Raw genomic sequence first — 9742 nt, 5'->3', positions numbered from 1 at the left:
CGGCCAGCCGCGCGGCGCCGGCCAACGCGGCGGCGGGGTTCCAGGCGATCGCGCCCAGCGGCGGGGCCAGGCGGGCGAGCCGCTCGATCGCCTCGAGGTCGCAGGCCTCCGCGACCCGCTCGGCGAGGACCGCCTGGGCGGCGCGGGCGCGGTCGTCGCGCTCGCCGACGGGGACGAGGCCCAGGTGCCGGGAGGGCGCCTCGACCCGCTCGTCGCGGGGGAGGGCGCCGAGGACGGGCACGCCGATCGGCTCGAGCGCCTCGCGCAGCAGCTCGGCGTGGATCGGCGAGCCGACCTTGTTGAGGATGACCCCCGCGACGTTCACGCCGAGGTCGAAGTTGCGGTAGCCCAGGACGAGCGCGGCGACCGACCGGGCCATCGACGCGGCGTCGACGACGAGGATCACCGGGGAGCGCGTGAGCTTGGCGACGTGGGCGGTCGAGGCGAGCTCGCCCCGGCCGGTGGCGCCGTCGTAGAGGCCCATGACGCCCTCGATCACGGCGAGGTCGGCGGGTCTGGACGCCGGGCCGGTCCCCGACGCGCGGGCGGTCGCGTGCGCCAGCAGCGGCGCGATCAGCTCGGGACCGGAGAGGAACGCGTCGAGGTTGCGCGCGGGGCGCCCGGTCGCCAGCGCGTGGTAGCTGGGATCGATGAAGTCCGGCCCGACCTTGGCCCCCTGCACGGTCAGCCCGCGGGCGGAGAACGCGGCCATCAGCCCGGAGGCGACGGTGGTCTTGCCCGCCCCGGAGGTCGTGCCGGCGATGACGATGCGGGCGGTCACCGGGCGGACGGTACCCGGCGCCCGGGCTCAGGCGTCGGCGGCGTCCAGCGCGAGGGCGGCACGCGCGTGCGGCGACGAGGTCCAGAACGGCGTGCGGTCCGTGTGGTCGCAGACGTCGGCGCGCTTGACCTCGATCGCCAGCTCGCGGCCGCGGCCCGGGGCGGCGTCGAGCACCCGGCGGGTGTGGGCGACGACGTCCTCGCCCGGCAGGCGGGTCATCAGCGCGAGGGCGACGCGCTCGGCGTCGCTCAGGCCGACGCGGAAGGCGACGTCGACGGGGGAGAGGGCGGAGCGCTCGCAGACGTCGTGGACCAGGGCGAGCGGCCGGGCGTCGGTGCTGACGCGGGAGGCGACCCGGGCGACGTGCTCGATGACCGGCTCGTCGTAGCGGTCGGTCTGGCCCTCGTGGACGTCGCGGGCCAGGCGGGACGCGCGGATCGCGGTGATCGAGCGCTCGGAGCCGGAGGGCAGGACGGTCGCGGCCATGAACGCACCGTAGCGCGCTGCGGATGCGTCCCCGGACGTTGAGACCGGGCCGATACGGACCCGTCGGAGTCCCGATACCGGGCGAGCGGGGACCCGCCCGATCCGGCGCCGGAGCCGGGCCCCGGAGGGGTGCCTACGCCTCCCAGGGCGAGTGCACGACCGGCTCGTGGGCGACGGACTCCTCCGTCATCACGTTCGGGCCGCCCCCGCGGACGCCCGGACCCCAGACGACGGCGGGGACCGGGTCACCGAGGTGCTCGCCGGTCCGCGGGTCGGTGCCGTGGTCGGGGCAGACCGCGAGCGTGGCGCCGAGGTCGAGGACCAGGGCGGCGAGCGGGGCGAGCAGGTCGCGGTCGATCTTCTGGGCCTCGAGGCGCTTGGCCTGCGGGTCGCGGGCGTGCGAGGCCTCGTCGGGGCTGCCGACGTGGACGACGACGGTGTGGATCCCGTCGCGCAGCAGGCTCGTCGCGGCCCGGGCCTTCGCGGCGACGTCGGTGCCGGGCCGACCGGTCGCCCCCGTCGGGTGGACGACGGCGGCACCCATGAGCCGCGCGACGCCGGCCATGGTCGACCGGGGCGCGCAGACGACGACGGTGTCCTCGTCCAGGATCGGCCCGGGCACCTCGCCGTCGGGCCAGAGCTGGAACCGCGGCAGGTCGTCGGGGTCGTGCGTGCCCTCGACGCCGTTGGCGGCCCCCAGGTCGTCGAGGTCCAGGCGCCGCGGCAGGGTGGGGTCGCGGTGCCCCCAGATCAGCAGGCGGTGCCCCGAGAGGTGCTGCACGTGGAGCGCCTCGTCCAGACCGTGCAGCAGGGACAGCGCGGTCTCGGCCAGCTCGGGCCACGGGCGACCGTCGTCGTGCCGGACGTCGACCCGGTGGACGACGGCCCCGGCGGGCTCGGTCAGCCCGTGCGCGGCGGCGTCGATCCTTCCGCGCGAGACGGGACCGGTCGGCGTCCAGCCCAGGAGCAGGGGCAGGCCCGTCTCGCTGCCCGGCAGCAGGCCCGGGGGCGTGGTGGCGACCCGCCGGACCGCCCCGCGACGCGCGATCGCGTTCAGCGCCATCGGGGTGAACGACGACAGCGTGGTGCCGGCGCCGCCGGGCGTCTCGGCCAGGCCGTCGGGGATGACGAGGATGCGCTGCACCCGGCGGAGGCTATCTACCAGTCGATCCCCTGCTGCGCCCGGATGCCGGCCGCCATCGGGTGCTTCACGTTGACGACCTCCGACACGAGGTCCGCGGTCTCGATCAGGCGCTCGTGCGCGTTGCGGCCCGTGAGGACCACGTGCTGGAAGCCGGGGCGGGCGGCGAGGGTCGCGACGACGTCCTCGACGTCGATCCAGCCCCAGGAGATCGGATAGGTGATCTCGTCCAGCAGGAGGAACTCGTAGCGCTCCTCCGCGATGCGGCGCTTGACCTCGTCCCAACCGGCCTTCGCGATGTCCTCGGACTCCGTCATGTCCTTCTGGATCCAGGTCCAGCCCTTGCCCTGGATCTCCCACTCGATCGTGCCGCCCGCGCCCGACGCGGAGAGCGCCTCGGCGGCCTTGCGCTCGCCGACCTTCCACTTGCCGCCCTTGACGAACTGGAAGACGCCGCAGCGGTAGCCGCGGGCCCACGACCGCTGGAGCATCCCGAACGAGGACGTGGACTTGCCCTTGCCGGTGCCCGTCACGACGGCCACCAACGGCAGGTCGCGCTTCTTGCGGCGGACGGTCTCCTCCGAGCCCTTGTCCTCCGGCGTGTGCGGCAGGTCGGCGTCCTTGTGGCGGGCGGCGGCCTCGAGGCCCGGGGCGACGTCCGGGGAGGCGGCGGTCGCGCCGTCGTCGGGGCTCGCGTTGCCGGGGGTCGGCGTCTGCGGCGTGGGCGTCTCGTCGGTCATGCGGGGTCTTCCTCGGGGGGACGGGGGACGGTCGGGGTGTGCGACGGCTCGGCGGTCGGTCTCGGCTGCGGCTCGGTGCCGGGGGGCGGGGGAGCGGCGGGCCCGCCCGCTCGTTCGATCCCACGCCGCGGCTCGGTCCCCGCCGGCGGATCGCCGACGGTCGGCCCGCGCTGCGGCTCCGTGCCGGCCGGCGGCGGGACGTACGGGCCCGCGGGCGCGGGGCGCCGGCGGGCGGGGCGGCGCAGGCTGCGCTGCAGCTCCGGCGGGGCGATCAGCACGAGGTCCGGGCGGCGGGCCAGCAGCGCCTTGACGATGCCCGCGGTGACGAGCGCCTCGAGGATCCCGATCAGCGCGTACGTGCCGACGGTGCCGCCGATCACCGGCTCGATCCGCACCGACCCCTTGTGGCCGAGGTGGAACTCCACGACGAAGAGCACGGCCGCGAGCAGCACGTTGACGTAGGCCGCCACCGCGCACGCCAGCGCCAGGCCTCCCGCGGTGCTGCGGCCCTGCCATCTGCGGATCACCGCCTGCACCCCGCGCAGCACCGGCCAGCCGATGAACGCCGGCACCAGGGCCGCGTTGACGATGTTCAGGCCCAGCACGGTGATGCCGCCGTCGCCCTGGACGAGCGCCTGCACGACGGTGACCACCGCGATCGTGATCATCCCCAGCCACGGGCCGAGCAGCGCGATCGCGAGCGTCCCGCCCAGCAGGTGGCCCTGCGTGCCGATGCCGACCGGGATGAACGGCGTGTCGCCGACGAGGAAGAACGCGCCCGCCAGACCGGCCAGCGGCAGCTTGCCGTTGTCCGCGTGCATGTCGGCCTTGCGGATGGCCACCGCGAGGCCGGCGCCGGCGACGACCGCGCCGACGGCCGTGGCCGGTCCGGTCAGGAACCCCTCAGGGATGTGCACGCCTGGCTCCTTCGGCGGTGGGCGTCGGGTGGTCCGCGGACGGCGTGGTGCCGGCGGGCGGCACCGGGGTCAGCGCGTCGTCGGGCGAGACCGTCGAAGCCGTCCCGCCGACGAACCACGCCAGGTCGAGGGCGGCGACGGCGCCGATCACGAAGGTCACGGGGGCGGGCAGGCGCGGCGGCAGGGCGGCGAGCGTCCCGCGGATCGTGGCCTGGGCGCCCGCGCGACCGGCCGCGCTGATGGCGGCGACGGGCGTGTCCTCCGCCATGCCCGCGGCGATCAGCGAGCCGGCGATGCGACGGATCCGCGACCGGCCGGTCAGCACGACGATCGTGCCGTCGAGGCGCGCGAGCGCGTCGAAGTCGATCTCGCCCGGGTACTCGGGGTCGCTGTTGCCGGCGAGCACCGTGACCACGCGGGAGAGCTGCCGGACGTGGACCGGGATGCCGGCGAAGGCCGGAGCCGCGAACCCGGCGCTGATCCCCGGGACGACGGTGAAGGGCACGCCCGCGGCCTGCAGCGCGAGGGCCTCCTCGCCGCCGCGGGCGGCGACGAAGGGGTCGCCGCTCTTCAGGCGGACGATCTCGCGGCCGGTCCCGCCGAGCTCGACCAGCAGGCGGCAGACGTCGTCCTGGGGCAGGGCCCGGCGGGCGGGCACGTCGCCGTCGGCGGGCACCTTGCCGACGAGCACCCGCTCGGCGCGCTCGGGCGCCAGGGCGACCACGGGGTCGGAGGACGGGCGGTCGCTCACCACGACGTCCGCGGTGCGCAGGAGCTCGGCGGCACGGACGGTGAGGAGGTCCGGGTCGCCCGGTCCCGCCCCGATGAGGTGGACCGTCACCGGCGCCACGGTACCGGAGAGCCCCCGGCCGACGAGGCCCGCGGGCACGGCCCCGGACCGCCCGGCCGAGGAAGACGCGTCGGTCCGGCGGTGCGCGGCGCGCTGCCCGGTGGACGGTCGACCGATCCGGCACGGCCGTTCCGGGCGACGATGGGCTCGTCCCTCGTACGTCCGGCCAGGGATCGGGGGCAGAAGCTCACGGATCGGGCCGATTGGTGCAACGCGGGCGTCCGACGGTCAAGGAATCGGGGTGGGCCGCCGATCGCACGCACATGGACCGCAGCACGCGACGCGACATGGGGGTGGCCTCCGCGATCGGCGGGGCGCTCGTCGTCGCGACGCTCGCGGTCGGCCACGTGTTCGGTCCGGGCGGCGGCGAGGCGATGGGCGGCGGGGTCGGCGGCGGCGACGGCGCGGCGATCCGCCTGGCCGGGGACCGCGCGCGCTCGCGATCGGCGCCGTCGCTCGACGGCCTGCGGGCGCGGTCCGGCCCCACGGCGCCCGCCGGTGACCCGGGCGGGACGGCGTCGTCCGCCGGGGCGACGGACCGCCCCGGCCGGTCCGGTCGCGAGGGGGCCGGCGGCGGACGCTCCGACGACTTCCGCGGCGACGGCGAGCGCTCCGGCGCGGCCGTCCCGGCGCCCGGTGCACCCTCCGGCGGTGGCTCGACCGACCCGTCGACGCCCGCACCCGGCGGCGTCGACCCCACCGTCCCGTCCGTCCCCGCCGATCCCGGGGACGTCGGCGACGACGGCCGCCTGATCACCGCGGCGGTCCGCCTGCGCGTCACCGACCTCAGCGTCACGGGCACGGACTCCGGCACCCTGCGGTCGGGCAGCGAGGTCCGCGTCCGGATGAGCACGGAGCGCGAGACGATCACCTCGTCCGCCGCCACGCCCCGCGCGGCCACGCCCCGCGCCGTCGCGAAGCAGTCGTCGACCGCGGCCTCCACGTCGGCCACGGCCACGGCCGCAGAGGCCGGCGACACGGCCCGGGCCGCCGCGGACCCCGGCGGCACCGCCCCGCTGCCCGACCGCCTCGACGTGCGGATCCGCCTGGACGACGAGTCGATCGCGGCGCTCGCGGCGACGGTGAAGGGGTCGACGGGTCCGAAGGCGCTGCGGGCGCTCGTCGACCTCGTCGGGCCGCGGGACGGGTCGGCCGGGGCGTTCTCCGTGCGCGTCCGCATGCAGCTGACGCCGGCCGAGAAGACCCGGGCGGTGGTCACGGACGGGGACCGGACCGTCGACGGCGCGAGCAACGTCGTCTCCGTCACGGCACCGATCGGTCCCACGGCGCCCGAGGGTGACGGCGCCGGGGCGCCCGGCACCGGGGCGCCCGACACCGGGACTCCCGGCTCCGACGGGGGACCGGTCCCGGGTGACGGACCGACCACCCCCGGCGACCCCGGCGACGCGTCGACCACCCCCGGCGACGGCGGATCGACGGGACCCGGGGCCCCGACGACGGGCGATCCCACCGTCCCCGGCACCGCCGAGCCGACGGCGGAGGTGCCTGCCGACCCGGTCGAGGTCCTCGTGGCGCTCCCGACGGGCGACGCGTCGACGACCCCGGACGACGGCGCGAGCGTCGGCCTGCCGATCCCCGCCGACCCGTCGACGCCGACCGACCCGGACGCCCCGACCACCGCCGACGCCGCCGTCGTCGTCCACCTGCCCGCCGCGGACGAGCCGATCGGCGGTCTCCCCGAGGACCTGGCCGTCGTCCCGCCGCCGGTGGCGGACCCGGTCCCGGCCGACCCCGACGCGTCGGGGTCGGATGCGACGCCGCCCTCCGACACGACTTCGCCGTCCGACACGACGCCGGACGGGGCGACGACGCCGTCCGACACGACACCGCCGTCCGACATGACACGGCCGTCCGACGCGACGACGCCGTCCGACACCACACCGCCGTCCGACACGACGACGCCGTCCGACGCGACGCGACCGGACGACGCGACCCCGTCCACCGCGGACGCGCCGGCGCCGGACGCGCCCTAGGATCCGCCGGGTGCCCGGAGCCCTGTGGATCGTCGGTCTCGGTCCCGGGGGAGCGGACGGGCGGACCGGTCGTGCGACGACCGCCGTCCGCGAGGCCGACGCCGTCGTCGGCTACGGCCCCTACGTCGACCAGTGCGCCGACCTGCTCTCGGACGCCCAGCTCGTCGAGCGCGGCACGATGGGCCGCGAGGAGGATCGCGCCGATCGCGCGGTCGCGCTCGCGCTGGAGGGCCGCCGCGTCGCGCTCGTCTCGTCGGGCGACACCGGGATCTTCGGCATGGCCGCGCTGGCGCTCCGTGCGGCGGCGGCCGTCCCCGAGGCCGACCGCCCCCAGGTCGAGGTCGTGCCCGGCGTCACGGCCGGGACGGCGGCGGCGGCGCTCCTGGGCGCGCCGCTCGGGGACTTCGCGACCGTCTCGCTGTCGGACGTCCTGGTCCCGTGGGAGCAGGTCGAGGGCCGGCTGTCCGCGCTCGCCGCCACCGATCTGGCGCTGACGCTCTACAACCCGCGATCACGCACCCGGACGTGGCAGCTGGACCGGGTCCGCGAGCTGCTGCTGGCCCACCGCGACCCGGCCACCCCGGTCGCCCTGGCCACCGACGTCGGCCGGCCCGACCAGCAGGTCGTGCTCTCGACGCTGGCGACGTTCGACGCCGAGGCGGTCGCGATGCGCACCGTCGTCCTCGTCGCGGGGCCGACGGCCGAGCTCGTCGGCCCCTGGCTCGTGGCCGCCCGCGGTCGTTGACCGCCCGCCGCGGCCGGCCGCCCACGGTCGCTGACCGCCCGCCGCGGCCGCGCCCGCAGCCGCGATCGCCTGCCGCCGCCGGCCACCCGCGGGTCGAAGGGAGCCCCGGCCTCGCCGCCCTCGATCCGCCACCGGTCTGGCGCATCGGCGTTCGGGTCGCGCGTATGGTGTCGCCGATGTTCTCCCCCAAGAACCGGACACCACTCGGGCGGCTCGTCGTGACGGGCGCGTGCGCGACCGCGCTGCTCCTCGGACCCTCCGCGGGCCTGGCCGCCGCGAACGATGCGAGCCTCGCCAAGACGATCACCGAGCGCGCGCAGCAGCTCGACAAGCGCGAGAAGGCGCTGGCGAAGACGTTGAAGACGCTCCAGCGCTCGCCCAGCCTGTCGCGGGCGAAGGCGGCGCAGAAGGACTCCGGCGCGATCTTCCGCACGACCGAGGCGTTCCGCAACGAGATCCGCGACGACGACGGGTCGACGGACAAGGGCGTGCAGGCCCGGGACGCCGTCCTGCCCGAGCTGACGTCGATGGCGCTGGCCGCGAAGAAGCTCGACACGCAGCTCGTCTCCGCGGTGAAGAAGCGCAAGGTCTCCAAGTCGGTCGTGACGAAGGTCGTGTCGGCCAAGCTCGTGCTCGACAAGGCGATCGGCAAGGTCATCACCGCGATCGGCGAGGCGTTCGCCGACGACGGCCCGGTCGACCCCGCGCCGACCCCCACCGACCCGACGGCGTAGCGGCCGAGGGCCGGGCCTCGGCCCGGCCCGGCCGGTTCCGGCCGCTCATCGCCGGCGGTCGGCCGCCGGCGCGCCCCGCATTGCCGGGCGGGTGGACGCCCGCCCGGGAATGCGGGCGTCCGCCCCTCAGAACGCCCGCGCGTACTGGTCCGGCACCGGCGCCGGACGGTGCAGCGCCTTGGCCGCGTGCAGCGGCCAGTGCGGATCGCGCAGCAGCTCGCGGGCCAGCAGGACGAGGTCCGCCTGACCCGTCCGGACGATCGTGTCCGCCTGCTCCGGCGCGGTGATCAGGCCGACCGCGCCGGTCGCGACGTCCGCACCCGCACGGATCGCCGCGGCCAACGGCGTCTGGTACCCGGCGCCGACGGGGATCGGCGCCGACGGGACGTTGCCGCCCGAGCTGACGTCGACCAGGTCGACGTCGTGCTCCTTCAGCCACCGGGCGACCTGCACGGTGTCGTCGATCGTCAGGCCGCCGTCGGTCCAGTCCGTGGCGGAGACGCGGACCGTCAGCGGTCGGTCCGGACCCCAGACCTCGCGGACCGCGTCGACGATCTCCAGGAGCAGGCGGGCGCGGCCGGCCAGGTCGCCGCCGTACCCGTCCGTGCGGTCGTTGGACAGCGGCGAGAGGAACTCGTGGAGCAGGTAGCCGTGCGCGGCGTGCACCTCGATCCAGTCGAAGCCCGCCTCGATCGTGCGTCGCGTGGCGGCCACGAAGTCGGCGACGACCTGCGCGATGCCGTCGGCGTCGAGGACCGTGGGCGTGGGGAAGTCGTCCGCGAACGGCCGTGCCGTCGGCGACACCGGGGTCCAGCCGCCGTCCGCCTCGGCCACCGCGGCGGGCCGGGCGTGCTCGCCCTCGACCTGCTGCTCCCACGGCCGCAGCGTCGACCCCTTGCGGCCGGCGTGCGCCAGCTGGATCCCCGCGGCCGCCCCGTGCGCGTGCAGGAAGTCGGTGATCCGGCGCAGCGGCGCCATCTGCCCGTCGTCCCACAGGCCCAGGTCCTGCGGCGAGATCCGGCCCTCGGGGCTGACGGCTGCGGCCTCGGTGATGACGAGTCCGGCGCCGCCGACCGCCCGGGCGCCGAGGTGGACGAGGTGCCAGTCGTCCGCGACCCCGTCGTCGGCGGAGTACTGGCACATCGGCGAGACGGCGATCCGGTTGCGCAGCGTCAGGCCGCGGATCGTCAGCGGGCTGAAGAGGTGCGGCGGGTCGGTGGTGTCGGCGGCGGGGCGGTCGGGCATGCGGGGCTTCCGGGTCGGAGGGGCGGGCCACCGACGCTAGGGGAGCCGTCGCCGCACCCCGTGGTGCTGCGGGAACGGCGGGCGGCCCGCGTCGCCGCCCGCCACCCAC

Annotated in this window: 10 protein-coding genes; 3 read left to right on the top strand and 7 right to left on the bottom strand. The window is 76.9% G+C overall.

Annotated features, from left to right (window positions below):
* The 6 genes from Q7T67_RS15590 to cobA all read right to left on the bottom strand — a co-directional run.
* Positions 1 to 781 (bottom strand): cobyrinate a,c-diamide synthase (locus Q7T67_RS15590; protein ID WP_304791600.1); only part of this gene is annotated, 781 nt, incomplete at its 3' end.
* 27 nt (positions 782 to 808) lie between these two features.
* The gene (locus Q7T67_RS15585) at positions 809 to 1267 is read right to left on the bottom strand and encodes a hypothetical protein (RefSeq protein ID WP_304791597.1); all 459 of its coding nucleotides are present in this window, start codon (positions 1265 to 1267) and stop codon (positions 809 to 811) included.
* A 133-nt stretch (positions 1268 to 1400) separates the two neighbouring features.
* A complete protein-coding gene (locus Q7T67_RS15580; RefSeq protein WP_304791594.1) occupies positions 1401 to 2411 on the bottom strand; it encodes a hypothetical protein in 1011 nt (336 codons plus the stop codon).
* A 14-nt stretch (positions 2412 to 2425) separates the two neighbouring features.
* Entirely contained in the window at positions 2426 to 3148 is a 723-nt protein-coding gene (gene cobO, locus Q7T67_RS15575) for a cob(I)yrinic acid a,c-diamide adenosyltransferase (RefSeq protein ID WP_304791592.1), read from the bottom strand.
* Positions 3145 to 4065: an energy-coupling factor ABC transporter permease gene (locus tag Q7T67_RS15570; RefSeq protein ID WP_304791589.1), complete on the bottom strand. Its 921-nt coding sequence runs from the start codon at positions 4063 to 4065 to the stop codon at positions 3145 to 3147. The genes cobO and Q7T67_RS15570 overlap by 4 nt, the downstream gene beginning before the upstream one ends.
* Positions 4052 to 4906 carry a uroporphyrinogen-III C-methyltransferase gene (gene cobA, locus Q7T67_RS15565; protein WP_304791586.1) on the bottom strand — a complete coding sequence of 285 codons (855 nt, stop codon included), beginning with the start codon at positions 4904 to 4906 and terminating at the stop codon, positions 4052 to 4054. The genes Q7T67_RS15570 and cobA overlap by 14 nt, the downstream gene beginning before the upstream one ends.
* A 272-nt stretch (positions 4907 to 5178) precedes the next feature.
* Here cobA and Q7T67_RS15560 point away from each other — a divergent pair, with 272 nt between their 5' ends.
* The 3 genes from Q7T67_RS15560 to Q7T67_RS15550 all read left to right on the top strand — a co-directional run bounded on the left by Q7T67_RS15560 (position 5179) and on the right by Q7T67_RS15550 (position 8388).
* A complete protein-coding gene (locus Q7T67_RS15560) occupies positions 5179 to 6909 on the top strand; it encodes a hypothetical protein (RefSeq protein ID WP_304791583.1) in 1731 nt (576 codons plus the stop codon).
* A 10-nt stretch (positions 6910 to 6919) separates the two neighbouring features.
* A complete protein-coding gene (cobJ, locus tag Q7T67_RS15555) occupies positions 6920 to 7654 on the top strand; it encodes a precorrin-3B C(17)-methyltransferase (protein WP_304791580.1) in 735 nt (244 codons plus the stop codon).
* A 176-nt stretch (positions 7655 to 7830) separates the two neighbouring features.
* On the top strand, positions 7831 to 8388 hold the full coding sequence (locus Q7T67_RS15550) for a hypothetical protein (protein WP_304791577.1): 558 nt from the start codon (positions 7831 to 7833) through the stop codon (positions 8386 to 8388).
* 126 nt (positions 8389 to 8514) lie between these two features.
* On the opposite strand, the gene Q7T67_RS15545 is transcribed toward Q7T67_RS15550, so the two are convergent.
* Positions 8515 to 9633: an NADH:flavin oxidoreductase/NADH oxidase gene (locus Q7T67_RS15545; RefSeq protein ID WP_304791574.1), complete on the bottom strand. Its 1119-nt coding sequence runs from the start codon at positions 9631 to 9633 to the stop codon at positions 8515 to 8517.
* Positions 9634 to 9742 lie beyond the last annotated feature (109 nt).

Source organism: Patulibacter sp., from assembly GCF_030655195.1.
In the GTDB taxonomy this organism is placed as follows: domain Bacteria; phylum Actinomycetota; class Thermoleophilia; order Solirubrobacterales; family Solirubrobacteraceae; genus Patulibacter.
The sequence above is the reverse complement of the archived record's forward strand: the minus strand, read 5'-3'. Positions and strand labels throughout refer to the sequence as shown.

What these genes read in the sequence shown, in the direction of transcription:
- Q7T67_RS15585 (WP_304791597.1), bottom strand. Translation starts at nt 1,267, where the DNA reads ATGGCCGCGACCGTCCTGCCCTCCGGCTCCGAGCGCTCGATCACCGCG.
- cobO (WP_304791592.1), bottom strand. Translation starts at nt 3,148, where the DNA reads ATGACCGACGAGACGCCCACGCCGCAGACGCCGACCCCCGGCAACGCG.
- Q7T67_RS15560 (WP_304791583.1), top strand. Translation starts at nt 5,179, where the DNA reads ATGGACCGCAGCACGCGACGCGACATGGGGGTGGCCTCCGCGATCGGC.
- Q7T67_RS15550 (WP_304791577.1), top strand. Translation starts at nt 7,831, where the DNA reads ATGTTCTCCCCCAAGAACCGGACACCACTCGGGCGGCTCGTCGTGACG.
- Q7T67_RS15545 (WP_304791574.1), bottom strand. Translation starts at nt 9,633, where the DNA reads ATGCCCGACCGCCCCGCCGCCGACACCACCGACCCGCCGCACCTCTTC.